The sequence below is a fragment of the Streptomyces lanatus genome (genome assembly GCF_014655715.1).
GTDB classification, from domain to species: domain Bacteria; phylum Actinomycetota; class Actinomycetes; order Streptomycetales; family Streptomycetaceae; genus Streptomyces; species Streptomyces lanatus.
The window spans coordinates 217,792-236,939 of record NZ_BNBM01000011.1 but is presented as its reverse complement, the minus strand read 5'-3'; the positions used below and the strand labels follow the sequence as shown (position 1 = coordinate 236,939).

Sequence of the window (19,148 nt, the reverse complement as noted above, 5' to 3'; positions counted from 1 at the left end):
GCTTCCCTGCGGGGCTGGGCATACCGCCCAGGTCGCCCATCTCGGCGTATGACCTGCGTCACGTCAGGTTGCTGTCAGGGTGCTGGCCCGAAGTTGTCAGCCCGCTCCGCTTCCCTGCTGGTGGTCGAGCGTTTCGACCGCCGTGTCTCCGGACCCCCACCTCATCGAGGAGATGCCATGTCCGATGCCTTGTCCTGCCCTGTCACCGGCGCGACCGAGCCGCTGCCGGAGTATCCGCTGCCGCGGGCGGCCGGGTGCCCGCTGGCCCCCGCCCCCACCGCGCAGGCGCTGCGCGCCGGGAAACCGATCACGAAGGTGAAGATCTGGAACGGCAGCACCCCCTGGCTCATCACCCGCCACGCCGACCAGCGTGCCCTGCTGCCCGACTCCCGGGTCAGCGACGACGACCTCAACCCCGGCTTCCCGTATGTGAACGCGCACCGCGCGGAGATCGCGCCGGTGACCCCGCGGCTGATCACCAACACGGACGCGCCGGAGCACACGCGGCTGCGGCGGACCGTGAACGGGCCGTTCGTCGTCAAGCGGATCGAGAAGATGCGGGCGCCGATCCAGAAGATCGTCGACGACCTGATCGACGAGATGCTGGCCGGTCCCAACCCGACCGATCTGCTCAAGGCGTTCGCGCTGCCGGTGCCGTCGCTGGTGATCGCCGAGCTGCTCGGCGTGCCGTACGACGACCACGACTTCTTCCAGCGCAGCAGCAGCCTGGTGCTGGACGGCTCGGCGGCGCCGGAGGATGCCCGGAGGGCCAGCGGTGAACTGGTCGCGTACCTGGACAACCTGATCCGGCAGAAGACGGCCACCCCCGGCAAGGACGTGCTGTCGGAGATGGCCGGACGGGTCCAGGCCGGCGAGATGACGCACGCCGAGGCCGTCTCCATGGGCGTGGCGATGCTGATCGCCGGCCATGAGACCACCGCCACGATGATCAGCCTCGGCACCCTCGCCCTGCTCCAACACCCCGACCAGTTGGCCCTGTTGCGCGAGACCGACGACCCGAAGGTCATCGCCAACGCTGTGGACGAGGTGCTGCGCTACCTGACCATCGTGCAGACCGGGGTGCGCCGGGTCGCCAAGGACGACATCGAGATCGGCGACGTCGTCATCCGCAAGGGCGACGGCATGATCTTCGACCTGCATGCCGCGAACTGGGACCCCGAGGTGTTCCCCGAGGCCGAACGCCTCGACCTCACCCGCCCGGCCCGGATCCACCAGGCGTTCGGCTACGGCCCCCACCAGTGCCTCGGCCAGAACCTGGCCCGCCTCGAACTCCAGGTCGTCTACGGCACCCTCTACCGCCGTATCCCCACGCTGCGCCTGGACGCGGCGATCGAGGACCTGGAGTTCGACCACACCGGCACCACCTACGGCGTGCACGGCATGCCCGTGGCCTGGTGACCCACGCCCCCCACGAAGAGAACCGAGGTAATGGTGATGAGCATGCGTGTGGAACTGGACGTACCGAAGTGCGTGGCATCGGGGCAGTGCGTGATGGCCGCCCCTGATGTCTTCGACCAGCGGGACGACGACGGCGTGGCGATCCTCCTGGAGGAGCACCCCGGCGACGAACTGCTCGACGAAGTGCGCGAGGCGGTGGCCATCTGCCCGGCCGCGGCGATCCGGCTGGTCGACCAGTGAGGCGCATCGTGGTCGTGGGTGCCTCGGCCGCCGGACTCGCGGCGGCCGAGACCCTGCGCCGGGAGGGCTACGACGGCACGCTCACCCTCGTCGGAGACGAGCCGCACGCGCCATACGACCGTCCTCCGCTGTCGAAGCAGATCCTTTCCGGCGAGTGGAGCACCCAGCAACTGCCCCTGCGCGCCTACGCGGACCTCGACGCCCTCAACCTCGATCTGCGGCTGGGGCTCGCGGCGACCGGGCTGGACGTGACGGACCGTACGGTACGTCTGGCCAATGGCTCGGGGGTGCCGTACGACGGGCTGATCCTGGCCACCGGGGTACGACCGCGTCGGCTGCCCGGGGAGGGTGCGCACGTCCTGCGCAGCCTGGACGACGCGCTCGCCCTGCGCGACCGGCTGAGTCCGGGCAGACGCCTGGTCGTGGTGGGCGCCGGGTTCCTCGGGGCCGAGGCCGCCGCCGTGGCCTGGCGCCTGGGCTGCGAGGTGACCCTGCTCGAACCGGCGCCCGTCCCGCTGGCCCACGCCGTCGGCACCGAGGTCGGCCGGGTGCTGTCCCAGGCCCACCTCGACCACGGGGTGAACCTGCGTACCGGGGTCACCGTCGCCGAGGTGACGGAGGACGGGGTGCGGCTGGCCGACGGCGAGTTGGTGGAGGCCGACGAGATCCTGGTCGCCATCGGTTCGCTCCCCAACACCGAGTGGCTGACGGACAGCGGGCTCGCGGTGGGCGACGGGGTGGTCTGCGACCAGTACTGCGAGGTCGCCCAGGGCGTGTACGCGGCCGGTGACGTCGCCCGCTGGCACAACCCGTTGTTCGGGGTGGCGATGCGGATCGAGCACCGTACGAACGCCGCCGAGCAGGGCATGGCGGCCGCCCGCAACCTGCTCGCCGCGCCGGAGGCCCGCAGGCCGTTCGCGCCGGTGCCGTACTTCTGGTCGGACCAGTACGACATGAAGGTCCAGGCGTACGGCTATCTGCGCGGCCACGACGAAGTCGCCGTGGTGGAGGGCGACTTGGCGGATCGCCGGTTCCTCGCCGCGTACCGCACCGGTCAGCGGCTGACCGGTGTCCTCTCCGTCGGCATGCCGCCCAAGGCGATCCGTGCCTGGCGGCAGGCCATCGCCGGCGGGGCGACCTGGCGGGAAGCGGTGCGGCCCGAGAACACGGCCACCGAGGTGGCCTGACCCCGAGTCGATCACAAGGAGGTTGTTCATGCAGAACCGTACGGACGACGCGCGTGACGTGGTCGTCGTCACCGGCGCCGGCGGCATGGGGACCGCGGTGGCGCGGCGGCTGGGCAGCGGGCGGACCCTGATCCTCGCCGACGCCTTCCGTGAGCCGCTCGACCGTGCCGTCGAAGCGTTGCGCGCCGAGGGATATGACGCGCGCGGCGTGCCGACCGATGTCTCCGACCGCGCGTCGGTCGAGGAGCTGGCCCGCACCGCGGCCGACGCGGGACGTCTCACCGCCGTAGTGCACACCGCGGGCGTGTCCGCGGCGACGGCGTCGGTGCGCACGATCCTCGACGTCGATCTGCTCGGCACGGTGTATGTGATCGAGGCGTTCGAGAAGGTGGCCGTCCGCGGCACCTCGCTGGTCTGCGTCGCCAGCGTGGCCGGCCACATGGCGCGGATCGGCCCCGAGGACGAGGCCGCGTTCGCGTCGGCTCCCGCGGAGGAACTGCTCGGCCTGACGGCGGTCGCCGCCCTCGGGGACGACTCCATCGCCGCGTACATGCTCGCCAAACGCGCCAACCTGGTGCGGGTCCAGGCCGCCGCACTCGCCTGGAACGAGCGCGGGGCCCGCGTCAACTCCATCAGCCCGGGCGTCATCGCCACCGCCATGGCCAAGGCGGAGGCCGACGGCGCCTCCGGCGACCACATGCTCCAGATGCTCGACGCCTGCGGGGCGGAGCGCCCCGGCACACCGGGCGAGATCGCCGACGCGGCGGCGTTCCTGACGGGGCCGCAGGCGCAGTACATCACCGGAACGGATCTGCTGGTGGATGGCGGTCAGGCGGCGTGGATCAGGCGGCATATGCGGCGTGGGTGAGGTGGTGATCGCGGCTGCGGGTTGTGAAGGGCCGCCCGCTGCAGTGCCCTTCTTTCAGGGGCGCGGGGAACTGCGCGACCAGCCCCCACTCACCCGCAGCCGCCAACGGTCATGTCAGCTCGTCACACGAAACGTGGCATCCCCACGCCCCGCCTCCGTCGTGATCGGATCCAGCCGCAGCTGAAACCCGTAGTGCCTGATGTACCGATCCGGGAAGTTGTACGGCTGGAACGACGACCACGCCGAGTCAGCGAGCCCAGCCACCTTACGGAAACTCGCGTCCGCGGCGAACTGACCGGTGCCGTCGTTGTGGACGAGCTGGAGGTCGAATCCGGCGTGCCGCAGGAAGTACCCGGGGAAGTTGACCGACTCGAAGGAGACGGTGCCGGAGCCGGCCAGGCCGGTCCGCAGCCGGAATCCCGAGTCCTCGGCCGGGCTGACACCCGGATCGATGCGCACGTCGAAATTGGCGTGCCGCACATACCGGTCCTGGAAGTTGTACGACTGGAGCCGGTTGACCACGGTGCCCGGCCAGCGCGCCAGCACCCGGCTCTCCTCGGCGGCCGTCAGGTTGAGGATCCAGCCGTGGCGCTTCTTGGTGCCGCCCATGTCGTAACTGCCCGCCGTCTGCTTCCGGTAGGCGGCGGGATCGGACGGGTCGGTGGTCAGGACCGGCATGTAGCCGCCGCCGGAGGCGTACTGGTCGAGGTAGAGGGCCCATTCGTCACGGCCGTTGAACTTCATCCACATCGGGCCCTCGACCTGCGAGCCGGTGAGGCCGATGCCGGAGAGGTCGCCGAGGCGGGTCCACGTCCCCAGGATCGAGTCGCTGCCTTCGAGCGTGATCTGCCCGTCGCCGGAGGCCCGGACATAGCGGTAGTCGGAGACGCCGGCCGGCGTCTCGATGATCTGGGTGTCGATGATGCCCTGGGTGCCGGGGCGGTCTATGTACAGCTGCGGGGTGGTGACCGTGCGGAAGTCGGACGTACGCGCGTAGTAGATGCGGTGCTTCAGCACGCCGTCGAGGGTCGCGTTCGTCGCCCAGTACAGGACGTAGTCCTTCGTCGCCGGGTCCCAGATCGCCTCGGGCGCCCACGCGTTGCGCCCGTCGGGGATGTCGCCCGCGACGTTCAGCAGCCACGGCTGGGACCAGGTGACCAGGTCCGTGGACTCCCACACCACCAGATTGCGGCTGCCGTTGTTCTGGGCGTCGCCCCAGGACTGTCCGCAACCGATGCACAGGTCGGTCGCGACGATCCAGTACTTGCCGCCCTCCGGGGCACGGACGAGGGCGGGGTCACGCACCCCGCGTGTGCCCACCGTGGAGCGCAGGACCATGCCGCCGCCGTCGAGGTCGTTCCAGTGCACGCCGTCCTGGCTGTGCGAGAGGTACATCTGCTGGTTGGTCGACCCCTCCCCGGTGAAGTGCACCATCAGATAGCCCGGCTCGGCGGCAGCGGCCGGTTGAGGCGTGGCCAGGACTTGGGAGGTGAAGAGCAGGCAGGCGGCGGCGCATATCGCCGCCAGCCGCGAGAGAAGCGCGGGCATGTGCGGGTTCCTGTCTGTTCGAAATACAGGACGGCGTTCGCAAATTCGACCAGACGTTAGAAGGGGTGTGAGGGGGTGTCAAGAGGAACGGCCCCGACCCGCCGCTCATCCACTGCTCATCCGCGCCCTGGAGGATCGAGGCGTTGCCCCAACCCCCCGACGAACATCCAAGGAGCGGAGCCATGCCTCCCGTCATCCCCGGCTTCGATCACCACAGCGTCCCGGTCGCCGACGGCGTGTCACTGCACGCGGCCGTCGGCGGTTCGGGCTCGCCCGTCGTGCTGTTGCACGGTTTCCCGCAGACCCATCTGATGTGGCGCCATGTGGCCGTCGATCTCGCCGCCGACCACACGGTGATCTGCCCGGACCTGCGCGGCTACGGCGCCAGCGACAAGCCCGCCGAGACCGATGGCGCCGTGTACGCCAAGCGGACCATGGCCGCGGACATCGTGGCCCTGGCCGGTGCGCTCGGCCATGAGCGCTTCGCCCTCGCCGGGCACGACCGCGGGGCCCTGGTGGCGTTCCGGGCCGCGCTCGACCATCCCGACGCGGTGACGCACCTGGCGTGTCTGGACGTCCTGCCGACCCTCGACATGTGGGACGTGATGCGGGGCGTCACGGCCTCGGTCGGCTTCCACCTCTATCTGATGGCGCAGCCGCCCGGCCTGCCGGAACGCATGATCAGTGCCGCGCCGGACGCGTTCTTCGGCCATTTCCTCGACATCTGGACGACCGACCGGGAGGCCGTCCCGGACGAGGTCCGCGCGGCCTACCTGGCGGCCTGCCGCGAGGCGGTGCCCTCGATCGTCGCCGACTACCGGGCCTCCGCCGGCATCGACATCGAGCACGACCGGGCCGACCGGGACGCGGGGCGCACGCTGCGGATGCCGGTCGGTGTGCTCCAGCAGGACTGGGGCGCGGCCCTCGGCTTCGACGCGGCGGCGCTGTGGGGTGCCTGGGCGCCCGATCTCCGGCACACCACGGTGACCTGCGGCCACTTCATGGCCGAGGAGGCGCCGGACGACATCGCGAAGGCGCTGCGGGAACTGCTGGCCCGCTGAGCTCCGTTCCTATCAGCGCCCCGGCTCGCTCCCGACGATCACCTCCGACGCCTTGCCGTCCATCCCCACCGGCACGTCCCCGGCGAGCATCACCCGGTGCATGGTCCGGGGGAAGTCGAGATGGGCGGTGTCGGCGGGGGCGAGGTGGATGGTGGCCCGGTTGCCCCAGAAGGCGACGCTCCCGGGCTCCCAGCGGAAGCGGACCGTGCACTCGGGGCGCACGGCCTGCGTCAACAGCATCTCCGGGATCGCCGCGCTTTCGGCCCGCGCGAGGTCGGCGATCCGCCCTGGAGTCCTAGCTCAGACACCAGCCGCAAAGTAGGTCGCGGTAGCCGGACGAGCCTCGTTTCCCCGTCTTGAACGTCGCCGTTGGTCTGATCGAGTGATCGAGGTCAAAGGGGCGGGCGTGCGGCAAGAGTGGTCGCCAGAAGAGCTGTTGGCGAACTGGACGCTGGTAGACGGCGACTGGGACCTGGTGGCGAACAAGAGCGGGACGATCCGGCTCGGCTTCAGCCTCTTGGCGAAGTTCTTCGAGCTGGAAGGCCGGTTCCCCGATGTGCTGGAGGAGGTCCCGCCGGCCGCGGTGGAGTACGTCGCCGATCTGGTGAAGGTCCCGGCCACCGACTTCACGAAGTACACGCTGGTCGGCCGGACTGCCGAGTACCACCGCGAGCAGATCCGTGAGGCCCTGGGCTTCCGGCCCTCGACGGTCGCGGACGAGACGGCGCTGGCCGAGTGACTGGCCGTGGAGGTCTGTCCGGTCGAGCTGGTGCAGGACCGGCAGCGAGAGGCACTGCTGGTCGAGTGCCGGGCCCGGAAGATCGAGCCGCCGGGCCGGACCCGGGTCGAGAAGGTCCTCGTCGCGGCGCGGCAAGTGGGAGAAGACGTTCTGCGCCCGCACGATCGGCCGCCTCGGCCGGGCGGGTACGGCTCGGCTGCTGTCCCTGGTGGCCGAGGACAACCAGGCGGGTACCGCCCTGCTGGCCGCGCTCAAGCGCGACCCGGGCACGGTCGGCTTGGACTCCCTGTTGACGGAGATCACCAAGCTCAATGACGTGCGCGACCTCGGGCTTGCCGACGGGCTGTTCACGGACTGCTCGGAGAAGCTGGTGGCCGCCTGGCGGGCACGGGCGATCAAGATGTATCCCACTGACGCCCTGGTCGACCTGCTGGTCGCTCTGGTCCACAAGATCAACGCACGCGCCGAGCGGCGGGTGGAGAACCAGCTCACCGCCGAGTTGAAGAAGGTCCGCGGCAAAGAGGGCATCCTCTTCAAGCTGGCGCCGGCCGCCGTCGACAAGCCCGACGAGGTCGTACGCCGGGCCGTGTTCCCGGTGGTCGGGGAGAAGACGCTGCGCGAGCTGGTGGCCGAGGCGAAGGCGAACGAGAAGGTTTTCAAGGCCAAGGTCCGCACCACGCTCCGGTCGTCGTACAGCTCGTACTACCGGCAGATGCTGCCGCCGCTGCTGAACACCCTGGGCTTCAAGTGCAACAACACCGCCTACCGGCCGGTGATGGACGCGATGAAGCTGCTGAAGGGACTTCCGGACTTCATCGATCGGGCGCCCGGCCCCCAGCCGGCCTCACAATGAACCTGCCATATTGTGACCCGTGTCACACCTAGTTCCTGTCAGCAATCGGGGTGCTGTTCCGCTCAAGTCACCAAGAGGAAGCGAACAGACAGGAGCAACACATGAGGCACCGCATCGTCGTCCTCGGCGCCGGCTACGCCGGGTCCTACACGGCCGGGATCCTGGCCCGCCGACTGTCCCCTGCGGACACCGAGATCACCGTGGTCAACGCCGTACCGGACTTCGTCCAGCGCATGCGGCTGCACCAGCTCGCGGCCGGCCGGGAGATCGAGGCTCCGAAGCTTGCCGACGTCTTCGCGGGCACGGGGATACGGCTGCGCCTGGCCCGTGTCACCGCCGTCGATCCCGAGAACCGGGTCGTCGCCGTGGCCGACCCCGACGGCGGCGGTGAACTCGGCTACGACACGCTGGTCTACGCGCTCGGCAGCCACGGCGACGTCCGCGGCGTTCCCGGGGCGGCCGAGTACGCCTTCGATGTCGCCTCCCGGCCCTCGGCGCTGCGCCTGCGCGAGCGCCTGGACAGCCTTGACAACCCCGGCGCAGGCGGGAATGTGCTGGTTGTCGGCGACGGGTTGACCGGCATCGAATCCGCCACCGAGATCGCCGAAGCCAGGCCCGGCCTGTCGGTTGCACTGATCGCCCGGGGCGAGCTGGGCGCCCGGCTCTCCGCCGGCGCCCGCGGCCACCTGCGCCGGGCCTGCGACCGGCTGGGCATCACCGTCCTGGAGCACACCACCGTCGAAGCCGTCGAAGCGGGGCGGGTGCTGTGCGCCGACGGCACCGCCCTGGCGTCCGACGCAACCGTGTGGACGGCCGGATTCGCGGTCAACCCCATCGCCGCCACCGCCGGCCTGGAGGTCACCGAGAACGGCCGAATCGTCGTCGACCGCACCATGCGATCGGTCTCGCACCCGGACATCTACGCCATCGGCGACAGCGCCCACGCCGTCCGCGACAACGGCCGGCCGATGCCGATGTCCTGCGGTTCGTGCGGCGACACCGGCCGGCAGGCCGTCGAGGCGATATTGGGACGCCTGACCGGCCGCAAGATCGCGCGCACCAAGCTGGTCTACACGCACAACTACATCACCCTCGGGCGGCGGGACGCGATCCTGCAGAAGGTCGACGACGAAGGGCAGGCAAAGCCGACGTACAAGGGCGGCCGGAAGCCTGCGTGGATCAAGGAGCGACTCACCAGGGGCGGGCTGTGGGGCGCCCAGCACCCCACCGTCGGCCTGCCCAGGCGCAAGCACCGCCTGGCCGCCGCGCCTGACGGGTCCGCCGCGAAGGCGCCTCGCGTGGCCGCCTAGGGTGGTCCGCGTGGACAGCACCGCCACTGATCGCTTCGACATCAGTCGGTTCGAGGCCAGCCGGAACCGGCTGGCCTCGCTGGCGTACCGGCTGCTGGGCTCGGCCGCCGACGCCGAAGACGCCGTGCAGGACGCGTTCCTGCACTGGCAGGCCGCCGACCGGCAGCTCATCAGGGCGCCGGAGGCATGGCTGACCAAGGTCGTCACCAACCTGTGCCTGGACCGGCTCCGCTCGGCACAGGCCCGCCGCGAACGCGCCGTCGGCGCCTGGCTGCCCGAACCGCTCCTCGACGGCGACCCGATGCTCGGCCCGGCCGACACGTTCGAGCAGCGCGAATCGGTCTCCCTGGCCGTGCTGACGCTCATGGAGCGCCTGTCACCAATCGAGCGGGCCGTCTACGTCCTGCGCGAGGCGTTCTCCCACAGCCACGCCGAGATCGCCGAGATCCTCGACATCACCGAGCCCGCAAGCCAGCAGCACCTCCACCGGGCCCGGCACCGCATCACCACCGCACGCCGCCGCGGCGGGGAGGTCGACCCGGCATCCGCCCGCAGGATCGTCGAGGAGTTCCTCACCGCCGCCGCCTCGGGCCGCACCGAACGGCTGGTGGCACTGCTCACCGACGACGCGACCGCGATCTCCGACGGCGCCGGCCTGACCGAGAAGCTGCTGCAGTACGACACCCCGCAGCGCATCGCCGCCATCGCACGGGCCGGCTTCAAACCCACAACCGCGAAACGGCGCTTCGCCGGCGGCACGATGACCGCCCACTACGCGCTCGTCAACGGCGCCCCCGCCATCCTCTTCATGGTCGGCGACCAGGTCGTCGGCGCCGTGACGTTCGACATGACCAACGGCAAGATCGTGACCGTGCGCGGCATCGCCGCCCCCACCCGCCTCACCCGCCTCACCGAAGCCTGGCGGCAGTACGAACCGGAAACGCCGCTCATCACCCAGTGGTGATGCGCGCGCGTTTCATAGGTGGTCGCTCGTGAAACACCCGGCCGCGCAGCCGTCCACCTGTGGCGATCATGTTTCATGAGTTGTCGCAAACGACTGGAGGTCTGAAACACCCTCATGAAACAGTCCAGGGTTGTGAGCGGCCACTTCAAGCGCGTGGAATCGCAGAACCTCCCGCCCAGTTCCAGCCGGTCGGCGGTCGTCTCGACCTCGGGGAAGTCCACCGGGGAGGCACTCCCGCGCTTGCGCAGCACCACCGGCTCGCCGAACCGACGCGCGAACGCCACATGCCCGGCATGATCCAGCCGCTGCCCCCGGAAGAACGCCACCTTCCAGCGCGGCACCGCCGCCCGGATCGCGGCGACCACGGCGTCGTCCAGCTCGCCTGCCAGGTCGACGCCCGTGATCTCCGCCCCGATGTGCCCGGCGACTGGCTTCACCTCGATCCCCGCGACCCGCTCGACACCGTCCGCCCTGTCCGTCGTCATGTCCGCTCCGGCTCCGGTCCGAGCCGGTCCCAGAAAGATCGTGACAGTGCTCGGCAGCCGTGGCGACAGGGCCTCAGACCGTGAACTCCCGTATCACCGTGTTCCGGAACACCGCCGTACCGCCGATCGTGAACAGCGCGAGCCCAGTGTCGGCCGGATCCGGGAAGACCTCGGTCGAGTGCACGTACCGGCCGTCGTCCACGAACATCTCGATGGACGTGCGGTCGATCAGAATCCGCAGCCGTACCGTGCCGGCGGACGTGTCGAAGGGGCTCCTGCTCTCCTGCCACCGGCCGGTGCTGTCGGGGCTCACGGTGTAGCCGCGGTTGACGAAGGCGTAGTCGCCGTAGATTCCGGCGTCGATGTGGCGTCCGCCGTCGGAGGAGCGCCGCAACTGGAGCCCGGCGCCGGTCAGTTGGTCCCAGGTGATCTCCGTGGACAACTCGTACGCGGTGCCCGTGTAGTCGAGCAGGAGGGTCCCGTCGACCGCCAGGTCGCCGAGGTCGACCGTGCGGGAGACGTGGGCGTCGAGAGCGGCGACCGGCTGGGAGGCGAGATAGTACGTGCCGTTCGCGGCCCGCTTCAGGGTGACCTCGCGGACGATGGAGTCGGTGCCGTTGAAGCCGTCGCACTCGAGGGTGGGCGTGGTGTTGGCGTAGTCCCAGTGGTTCAGCCAGCCGATCGCGTACCGTGCCGCCGGGTCGAGCGTGCCGTCCGCCGCCCGCTTCTCGAAGGTGACGGCGGCGTACCAGTCCCACCCATGGTCCAGCCACTGCGGATCGGCGGCATCGGCGGTGAAGTCGGTGCCGTCGAAGGACCCCGTCCAGTAGGCGTAGGTGCTCGGCAGCCCGGATCCCTTCCCGTTGGCGCTCACGCCCAGCACCCACTTCCAGGTGCCGTCCGCCGCCCGGATGCGGAACAGGTCGGGGCATTCCAGGACACCGATGCCCCCCTTGATGAAGCCGCCGACGTACGCCCACGACTTCAGGTCGGCCGAGTGGTAGAAGCCCACCTTGTCGTTCTCCGCGAGCGCCATCACCCAGCGTCCGCGCTCCTCGTCGCGGATCACCTTGGGGTCGCGGAAGTCCCGTACGCCGGGGTTCGGCAGGACCGGTCCAGTGCCATACGGCGTGAACGTACGGCCGCCGTCGGTCGAGTAGTACAGGTACTGCGCCTGTGTGACATCGTCCGGCGCCATCGTCGCGAGGACGATCACCGCGCCCGCACCGAAGCCCGCCGTGTTGTCGGTGTCGATCACCGCCGAGCCGGACCAGACGTCACCGTTGGGGGTGGTGTCCTTGGGGACGGCGATCCCACGGTCGGTGAAGGAGACCAGGTCGGTGCTGGTGGCCAGGCGCCAGGCGGTGCCGGCGGTCGTGCCGCCCGTCGTGTAGTCGGGGTTGTAGAGGTAGTAGTAGTGGTACTCGCCGTCGATCCACACCGGGCGCTGCGGGTCGTTCATCCACTGGTCGGGGACGGTGAAGTGGTACTCGGCACGGTAGCTGCCCGTACACGCGGCGGCCGTCTCCGAGGCCGCCACCGCCGGCCGCGAACCGACCACCGCTAATGCGCCGGCCGAGGCCGCCAACAGCGATCTGCGGGATATTGCGGACCTGCCCAATGCGCCACGCACGATGGGACTCCTTTCCCCGACGCCGTCGTCGGGATGCGGCTCGTGGACCAGGACTCTGGGACCTAACTCGTTAAAGGTCAAGTGGTTCCGGACTATTGACAGGGTCGTGACGGGCTTCCCATCATCTGGGGCATCACTACTCGACTAACACGAGTTAGGCCCGCTGCATGACCGACTCGCAACCCACCCGCCGCACCTTGCTGCGGTACGGCGCCTATGGCGCGGGAGCCGCCGCGCTCGCCGGTACCGCCGCCAGCTGGGACCGGCTCACCGGAGCCGACATCCCCGGCCGTGACGACGGCTCCCTCGTCGTCGCCACCCTCGGCCCCGCCTATGGCCCCGAGGCGATCCGCACCCTCACCGAGGGCTTCAAAAAGGTCCACCCCGACATCAAGCTTCGGATCAACGCCGTACAGGCCGTCGACTGGTCCGACTTCTTCGCGAAGATCCTCACCCAGATCGCGGCGGGCACGGCGCCCGATCTGGTGTACGTCGCCACCGAGGGCGTCCAGCTGTTCGCGCAGCGCCTCGGAGTCCCGCTGGACGACTGGGTGAAGCGGGACGCCGAGGAGTTGCGCGAGTACTTCGCCGACGTCCACCCGTCGCTGGTGGAGTCGATGATGTACGAGGGCTCCCTCTACCAGCTGCCGGTCGAGTTCAACGCGGCCGACATGTACCTCAACGACCAGGTGCTGAAGCGGGCGGGCGCCGACTTCCCGGCCGCCGACTGGACTCGCGACGACTTCACCGCGCTGCTGCGGGACATGAAGAAGTCCAGCGGCTCCCAGTTCACCCCGTACTTCTGGACCAACCGTCTCTGGGGCGGCGTCGTGCCGTGGCTGTTCGCCAACGACACCAATCTGCTCACCGAGTCCAAGGCGCCGGGCGGGTCCTGGCTGTGGGACTCCTTCTATCCGGCCGCCGTGCGCGAGGGGCGCGGGGGCGGCTTCCGCTGGACGACCCCGCAGGCCACGCACGAGCGCGTGGAGGAGGCGTACGACTATCTCGCCTCCCTCGTCCAGGAGGGCCTGTGCACCCGGCCCGAGGGCGGCAACGGCCAGAACCTCATCGGCGTGTTCTCGACCGGCCGGGTCGGCGTCACTCCCGCCGGCGGCTTCTGGGCGGGCGGTCTGCATCTGGCCGGGATGAAGGCGGGCTCCTTCGACGCGCAGTACTTCCCGCGCTGGCGCACCCAGCGCATGCAGTTCGGCGCCGCCGGCTACGCGCTGCTGCGCACCTCGAAGCGGCAGCAGGAGGCCTGGGAGTTCATCAAGTACGCGGCGCGCAGGGACACCCTGATGCGACTGTTCGAGACCAACCAGACCACCCCCGCCCGCCGCTCGATGCTCACCGCCGACCGCTACCGGGAGACCGGCCCGAACCACTGGCAGGTCTTCTACGACACCCTCGACAAGTTCCCCGACACCGGGCCGATCCCGGCTCCGCCGCAGGTCGCCGAGGTCGAGCAGGTGCTGCTCAAGCACACCGGTACGGCTCTGGCCTCGCGACGCTCGGTGGCCCCCGCGCTGCGCCGGATGCAGAGCGACCTGGAGAAGGCCATGGAGCGTGACGTATGACGAACACCCAGGTTTCCGCCGTACGGCCGAAGCAGCCCACCGCTCCTCCGGCCGCCACGCCCCGGACCTCCGTCCGTGACCGTGGTGCCCGGCTGCTGGCCACCTTCTTCCTGGCGCCGACGATCGTGGGGATCGTCGTCTTCACGGTCGTCCCGATCGTCGGCTCCGTGGTGCTCAGCCTGTTCCACTGGAACGTCATCGACGACCCGACGTTCGCCGGGGGCGCCAACTACCGTGAGGTCTTCACCGATTCGACGGTGCTGGTGTCCTTCGGCAACACGCTGGTGTTCATGGTGTTCGCGGTGGCGCTGCAACTGCTGATCGCGCTCGTGCTCGCCCTGGCGGTGAACGGGCGGATGCCGGTGTGGCTGCGATCGGTGTTCCGGTCGGCGTTCTTCTTCCCGCTGGTGCTGTCCGCCGCGTCGATCTCGGTGGTGATGAAGTACCTGTTCAACCAGGACTTCGGAGTCGTGAACTGGGGGCTCGGTCTGGTCGGTGTCGCTCCGGTGCCCTGGCTGACGTCGGAGAACGCGGCGATGGCGACCGTGGTCCTGGTCTATGTCTGGCAGCAGTTCGGGTTCTCGTTCCTGCTCTTCGTGGGCGGTCTGAACAACATCCCCAAGGAGATCCACGAGGCCGCCTCGCTCGACGGCGCGACCGGGCTGCGCAAGCACCTGAACATCACGCTGCCGCTGCTGTCCCCCACGCTGCTGGTGGCGTCGGTGGTCGGCATCATCAACGCGCTCCAGGTCTTCGAGCAGCCGTACGTCCTCACCAACGGCGGGCCCGGTGACGCCACTCGCACGGTCGTGATGGTCATCTACGAGAGCGCGTTCGAGCAGCTCCGGTTCGGTGAGGCCTCGGCGGTGGGTGTGCTGCTGTTCGTGCTGATCATGGCGGTCACCGCCCTCCAGTTCCGGCTCAGCCGGCGTTTCGTCCACTACCAGTGAGCCGGTGACCCACTCATGAGCCAAGCGACACTCTCCCTCAGCCGTACCCGGCACTCCCTCGCACCATGGGCCCGCATCGCCGCGCTGGCCGTGTGCGCGCTGCTGACCCTGGGTCCGGTCATCTGGACCGTCTCCACCTCGCTGCGCACGCCCGCCGAGGCCTTCGACCTGCCACCGAGCATCATCCCGACGAACCCGTCGACGGAGGCGTACCGCGGGGTCTTCGACCAGCTCGACGTCTGGCTGCTCGCCCTCAACTCCACCCTGGTGACGGCGCTGATCGCGGTGGGCCAGATGATCACGGCCGGTCTCGCCGGGTACGCCTTCGCGCGCCTCGAATTCCGGTTCAAGAAGCCGCTGTTCGGGCTGGTCCTGGCGACCATGATGGTGCCGCTGCAGGTCACCATCGTGCCGGTGTTCCTGGTGCTGAAGTCGATGGGCCTGACCGACACCCTGCTCGGTCTGATCATCCCCGCCTTCCCGACCGCCTTCGGGACCTTCCTGATGCGCCAGTACTTCCTGGGCATGCCCAAGGACCTGGGCGAGGCGGCGATGCTGGACGGCTGCGGGCCCTGGCGGATCTTCCGGTCCGTGTACGCCCCGCTGGCCGCGCCCGGCCTGGCGATCGTCGGCGTGCTGGCCTTCAACTACCACTGGAACGAGTTCTTCCGGCCCCTGATCCTGGAGACCTCCGGCCAGAACTACACGTTGCCGCTGGGCCTGGTCTCCCTCCAGGGCAACCTCGGCACCGGCTCCATCTCGGTGGTGCTCGCCGGTGTCGTCCTCTCCATGATCCCCGCCGTCGCCGTGTTCGTCGTCGGTCAGCGCCCTCTGCGTGAGGGCATCACGTCCGCAGGAGTCAACCGTTGAGCCTCGCCGCTCAGTCGACGGACCCGAACGCCCCGCGCTTTAGGGTCCGTCCGCCCGCCAACTGGATCAACGACCCGAACGGCCCGTTCCGTTGGCGGGGCCGCCACCACCTCTTCTACCAGCACAATCCCGACGCTCCCGTGCACACGAACGTCCACTGGGGTCATGTCTCCAGCGCCGATCTCGTCACCTGGGAGCACCATCCGCTCGCGCTCACCCCGACACCCGGCGGCCCCGACGAGGCGGGCTGCTGGTCGGGGTGTGTGGTGGACGACAACGGTGTGCCCACGGCCGTCTACACCGGCGTCGACCGGGGGCACACCGGTCTCGGCTCGATCTGCCTGGCCCGGGCGCTGATGCCGGAGGACGAGACGCTCACCGACTGGCGTCCGCTGCCCACCCCGGTGGTGACCGGCCCGCCCGCCGAACTGGACGTGGTGATGTTCCGCGACCCGTTCGTGTTCAGGAGCGGCGGCCGGCGCTGGGCACTGGTCGGTGCGGGGCACGCGGACGGGACCGCGTCGGTGCTGCTGTACGACTGCGACGACCTGGCCGACTGGCGGTTCGCCGGGGTGTTCCTCGACGGCAACGACCCGGTCGCGATGGACGTGTTCGGCGACAAGGCGGTGGGCTGGGAGTGCCCGCAGCTGTACGTGACGCCGGGCGGCGGTGACTGGGTGCTGGTGGTGTCGCTGTGGGACGGGGACCCAAGCTCCACCGGATATCTGACGGGGCGTCTGGAGCCCTACGGCGAGGGAGGGTTGCGCTTCTCGCCCCGCACCGGCGGACAGCTGGACCATGGGCGGGACTTCTACGCGCCCGCCGTGTTGCAGGAGCCGGACCGGGCGTTGATGTGGGGCTGGTCCTGGGAGGCACGGGAGCAGAGCGAGGTCGATCGCGCCGGATGGGCCGGGGTTCTGACCGCGCCGCGCGTGGTGGACGTCCATGCCGACGGCGCGCTTCGGGTCGTACCGGCTCCGGAGCTGGAACTGCTGCGCGCGGCCGAGCCGTTCGTCACGGCGGCGGGTCGTGGAGCCCTGCTGCCGGAGGCGTACGACCTGAATGTCACCGCGTCCGGCCGCACGACCGTGAGTCTGCTGCGGTCCGCCTCGGGCGCGGAGCTGACGGTGCTGCTGGACCCGGACGAGGGCACCGTCACGCTCGACCGGGGTGACTGGCCCCGGACAGGGCCCGAGGGATCGGCGCCGATCGTCGTGCGGGCGCCGGCCGGTGAGGTGCGGATCCTGGTCGACGGCTCGCTGTTGGAGCTGTTCGTCGACGATCGGGCGACGGTCACCGAGCGGGTCTACCGGCGGCCGGGCGATGTGCCCGAGCTGGCCGTCACCGGTTCAGCGACGGCCGTCACCGGCTGGGAGCTGGTCCCACCGACGCACGACTGATCACCGGACAGGCCAGACGCCGTACCGTCGCGGGCGGCGTCCGGCCGGTCTCGATCGCGTCGAGGAGGAGCCTCGCCGCCGCGTCGCCCATCGCCCGGTGCGGCAGCGCGACGCTGGTCAGGGGCGGAGTCAGGAACTCGGCCATGTGTTCCTGATCGTCGTAGCCGACCACCGACAACTCGGCGGGGACGGTGATGCCGAGTCGGGTCGCGGCGTGCAGGGTGCCCGCGGCGACCCGGTCGTTGTAGCAGAAGAGCCCGGTGGGGCGCTGGTCGGCGGGGACGCCTTCGAGGATGCGCATCGCGCCCTCGTATCCGCCGCTGATCTCGCCGCCGCTTCTGACGACCCACTCCTTGGGGACGGTGATCCCCTCGGCGCGCAGCGCGTCCCTGAAGCCGCGGAGCCGGTCGACGGAGGCGATGTCGTCCTGGCCGCCGACCATGGCGACCCTGCGGTGCCCCTCCTCCAGCAACAGCCGGGCCGCCGTACGGCCGCCCGCGCGCTCGGCGGGGATGACGGCGGGCAGGGAGTCGTCCTCGGGGAGGCAGTTGGCGAGGACGGAGTGGGTGCGGTGCAGGCCCTCGGGGACGCGGACGCGGCGGAGTGACATGGCGGCGTAGATGATGCCGTCGACGCGCCGGTCGAGGAGCTCGGCGACGGCCGCGTCCTCCTTGGCCGCGTCACCGCCCGAGTCGATGGTCAGGACGAGGTGCTCGCTGTCCCAGGCGGTCTCCATGGCGCCGCGCAGCAACCGGCCCGCGAAGGGCGAGGAGGCGATCTCGTCGGTGACCAGGCCGATCACGGCCGTACGGCGGCGGCGCAGGCCGCGGGCGACGGGGTCGGGGCGGTAGCCGAGCTCGGCGGCGGCGCGGCGGATGCGTTCCTGGGTGGCGGGCGAGAGGTTGCCCTCGGCGCGGCCGTTGAAGACGAAGGAGACGGCGGTGTGGGACACCCCGGCGAGCCGGGCGACGTCCCGTGACGTCGGACGCCCGGACCCCGACGCCTGCTTCTCCTCGGTGCCGCCCATCTGGTCGCCCACCCTCGTCCCCGCCCGTCCGGTTGATCAATCCTCACCCTATCCGTGACGCTGGGTGTACGGCACAGTCGAGGGAAGGTCCGACAGTGATCAGCATTCCGCTGCACACGCTCAATGACGGTACGACGATCCCCGGCATCGGTCTGGGCACCTGGCCGATGGACGACGCACAGGCGGAACAGGCGGTGGCCGACGCCCTCGCGCTGGGCTACCGCCTGGTCGACACCGCGACGAACTACCGCAACGAGACGGGGGTCGGCCGGGGCATCGCCGCGAGCGGCGTCCCGCGCGAGGAGGTGGTGGTGACGACGAAGCTCCCGGGCCGGCACCACGGCTACGAGGAGACCCTCGCCTCCTTCGAGGAGTCCCGGCGGCGCCTGGACGTCGCGTACGTCGACCTGTATCTGATCCACTGGCCGCTCCCCCGCGTCGACAAGTTCGTCGACTCCTGGCGGGCCATGATCAAGCTCCGTGAGGACGGTCTGGTCCGTTCGATCGGCGTCTCCAACTTCACGCCGACGCACATCGAGCGGCTGCAGCGGGAGACGGGCGTGCTGCCCTCCGTCAACCAGATCGAGCTGCATCCGTTGTTCCCGCAGGACGAGCTGCGTGCCTTCCACGCCGACAAGGGCATCGTCACCGAGAGCTGGAGCCCGCTCGGGCGCGGCAGCAGCCTCCTGGACGACCCCGTGATCAAGGGCATCGCCGACACACTGAAGGTGACTCCCGGCCAGGTCGTCCTGCGCTGGCACACCCAGCTGGGCGCCCTGCCCATCCCGAAGTCGGCGGACCCGGAGCGACAGCGCGCCAACCTCGACATCTTCGGCTTCACCCTGGACGCCACTCAGATGGCCGCGATCGCCGACCGGGCCCCTCGGCGGCTCGGCGGGGACCCGGAGGTGCACGAGGAGTTCTGAGGCGGCGGGGCGCACACGGGCAGCGGATGTTGTGGTTCCGGCCTCAACTACCCGTCTCTGCCTCTATGTTCACGGCGACGATTGTTTCCGC

General features: G+C 70.1%; 17 protein-coding genes and 2 pseudogenes. 14 read left to right on the top strand and 5 right to left on the bottom strand.

Annotated features, from left to right (window positions below; translation table 11 throughout):
• Positions 1 to 177 precede the first annotated feature (177 nt).
• The 4 genes from IE325_RS27765 to IE325_RS27750 are packed head-to-tail and all read left to right on the top strand — an operon-like array spanning position 178 to position 3,714.
• The gene (locus IE325_RS27765) at positions 178 to 1,419 is read left to right on the top strand and encodes a cytochrome P450 (protein ID WP_190072809.1); all 1,242 of its coding nucleotides are present in this window, start codon (positions 178 to 180) and stop codon (positions 1,417 to 1,419) included.
• A 42-nt stretch (positions 1,420 to 1,461) separates the two neighbouring features.
• Positions 1,462 to 1,659, top strand: a complete 198-nt coding sequence (locus IE325_RS27760) for a ferredoxin (RefSeq protein WP_190072874.1) — start codon at positions 1,462 to 1,464, stop codon at positions 1,657 to 1,659.
• On the top strand, positions 1,656 to 2,846 hold the full coding sequence (locus IE325_RS27755; RefSeq protein WP_190072808.1) for an NAD(P)/FAD-dependent oxidoreductase: 1,191 nt from the start codon (positions 1,656 to 1,658) through the stop codon (positions 2,844 to 2,846). The genes IE325_RS27760 and IE325_RS27755 overlap by 4 nt, the downstream gene beginning before the upstream one ends.
• Before the next feature lie 28 nt (positions 2,847 to 2,874).
• On the top strand, positions 2,875 to 3,714 hold the full coding sequence (locus IE325_RS27750; protein WP_190072807.1) for an SDR family oxidoreductase: 840 nt from the start codon (positions 2,875 to 2,877) through the stop codon (positions 3,712 to 3,714).
• Positions 3,715 to 3,828: 114 nt separating this feature from the next.
• Here IE325_RS27750 and IE325_RS27745 read toward each other — a convergent pair whose 3' ends face one another.
• Complete coding sequence (locus IE325_RS27745) at positions 3,829 to 5,262, bottom strand: glycoside hydrolase family 43 protein (protein WP_190072806.1); 1,434 nt, start codon at positions 5,260 to 5,262, stop codon at positions 3,829 to 3,831.
• A gap of 182 nt (positions 5,263 to 5,444) precedes the next feature.
• Between IE325_RS27745 and IE325_RS27740 the strand changes: the two genes are divergently transcribed.
• The gene (locus IE325_RS27740) at positions 5,445 to 6,323 is read left to right on the top strand and encodes an alpha/beta fold hydrolase (protein ID WP_190072805.1); all 879 of its coding nucleotides are present in this window, start codon (positions 5,445 to 5,447) and stop codon (positions 6,321 to 6,323) included.
• 12 nt (positions 6,324 to 6,335) lie between these two features.
• Here the strand turns inward: IE325_RS27740 and IE325_RS27735 are convergent.
• A pseudogene (locus tag IE325_RS27735) lies at positions 6,336 to 6,608 on the bottom strand (TauD/TfdA dioxygenase family protein); the annotation flags it as partial.
• Between the two features lie 121 nt (positions 6,609 to 6,729).
• Here IE325_RS27735 and IE325_RS46260 point away from each other — a divergent pair.
• The 4 genes from IE325_RS46260 to IE325_RS27720 all read left to right on the top strand — a co-directional run bounded on the left by IE325_RS46260 (position 6,730) and on the right by IE325_RS27720 (position 10,189).
• Positions 6,730 to 7,062: a DUF4158 domain-containing protein gene (locus IE325_RS46260; protein WP_229912076.1), complete on the top strand. Its 333-nt coding sequence runs from the start codon at positions 6,730 to 6,732 to the stop codon at positions 7,060 to 7,062.
• A 208-nt stretch (positions 7,063 to 7,270) separates the two neighbouring features.
• The gene (locus tag IE325_RS46255) at positions 7,271 to 7,915 is read left to right on the top strand and encodes a hypothetical protein (protein ID WP_229912075.1); all 645 of its coding nucleotides are present in this window, start codon (positions 7,271 to 7,273) and stop codon (positions 7,913 to 7,915) included.
• Between the two features lie 101 nt (positions 7,916 to 8,016).
• Positions 8,017 to 9,225, top strand: a complete 1,209-nt coding sequence (locus IE325_RS27725; RefSeq protein WP_190072804.1) for an NAD(P)/FAD-dependent oxidoreductase — start codon at positions 8,017 to 8,019, stop codon at positions 9,223 to 9,225.
• A 10-nt stretch (positions 9,226 to 9,235) separates the two neighbouring features.
• Positions 9,236 to 10,189 carry a sigma-70 family RNA polymerase sigma factor gene (locus IE325_RS27720; protein ID WP_190072803.1) on the top strand — a complete coding sequence of 318 codons (954 nt, stop codon included), beginning with the start codon at positions 9,236 to 9,238 and terminating at the stop codon, positions 10,187 to 10,189.
• Between the two features lie 164 nt (positions 10,190 to 10,353).
• Here the strand turns inward: IE325_RS27720 and IE325_RS27715 are convergent.
• Together IE325_RS27715 and IE325_RS27710 are read right to left on the bottom strand one after the other, a co-directional pair.
• A pseudogene (locus IE325_RS27715) lies at positions 10,354 to 10,674 on the bottom strand (TauD/TfdA dioxygenase family protein); the annotation flags it as partial.
• A gap of 73 nt (positions 10,675 to 10,747) precedes the next feature.
• Positions 10,748 to 12,280, bottom strand: coding sequence for a glycoside hydrolase family 32 protein (locus IE325_RS27710; protein ID WP_373315231.1), 1,533 nt, complete (start codon positions 12,278 to 12,280; stop codon positions 10,748 to 10,750).
• Between the two features lie 194 nt (positions 12,281 to 12,474).
• Here IE325_RS27710 and IE325_RS27705 point away from each other — a divergent pair, with 194 nt between their 5' ends.
• The 4 genes from IE325_RS27705 to IE325_RS27690 are packed head-to-tail and all read left to right on the top strand — an operon-like array spanning position 12,475 to position 17,104.
• Complete coding sequence (locus tag IE325_RS27705) at positions 12,475 to 13,884, top strand: extracellular solute-binding protein (protein WP_190072802.1); 1,410 nt, start codon at positions 12,475 to 12,477, stop codon at positions 13,882 to 13,884.
• Positions 13,881 to 14,834 (top strand): carbohydrate ABC transporter permease, encoded by a 954-nt coding sequence (locus IE325_RS27700; RefSeq protein ID WP_190072801.1) that lies wholly within the window; start codon positions 13,881 to 13,883, stop codon positions 14,832 to 14,834. The genes IE325_RS27705 and IE325_RS27700 overlap by 4 nt, the downstream gene beginning before the upstream one ends.
• Before the next feature lie 15 nt (positions 14,835 to 14,849).
• Positions 14,850 to 15,704, top strand: coding sequence for a carbohydrate ABC transporter permease (locus tag IE325_RS27695; RefSeq protein ID WP_190072800.1), 855 nt, complete (start codon positions 14,850 to 14,852; stop codon positions 15,702 to 15,704).
• Positions 15,701 to 17,104 (top strand): glycoside hydrolase family 32 protein, encoded by a 1,404-nt coding sequence (locus IE325_RS27690; protein ID WP_190072799.1) that lies wholly within the window; start codon positions 15,701 to 15,703, stop codon positions 17,102 to 17,104. The genes IE325_RS27695 and IE325_RS27690 overlap by 4 nt, the downstream gene beginning before the upstream one ends.
• On the opposite strand, the gene IE325_RS27685 is transcribed toward IE325_RS27690, so the two are convergent.
• On the bottom strand, positions 17,067 to 18,131 hold the full coding sequence (locus IE325_RS27685; RefSeq protein WP_190072872.1) for a LacI family DNA-binding transcriptional regulator: 1,065 nt from the start codon (positions 18,129 to 18,131) through the stop codon (positions 17,067 to 17,069). The two genes, IE325_RS27690 and IE325_RS27685, sit on opposite strands and share 38 nt — an antisense overlap.
• Before the next feature lie 95 nt (positions 18,132 to 18,226).
• Here IE325_RS27685 and IE325_RS27680 point away from each other — a divergent pair, with 95 nt between their 5' ends.
• Positions 18,227 to 19,057: an aldo/keto reductase gene (locus IE325_RS27680; protein WP_190072798.1), complete on the top strand. Its 831-nt coding sequence runs from the start codon at positions 18,227 to 18,229 to the stop codon at positions 19,055 to 19,057.
• The last annotated feature ends 91 nt before the right edge of the window (positions 19,058 to 19,148 follow it).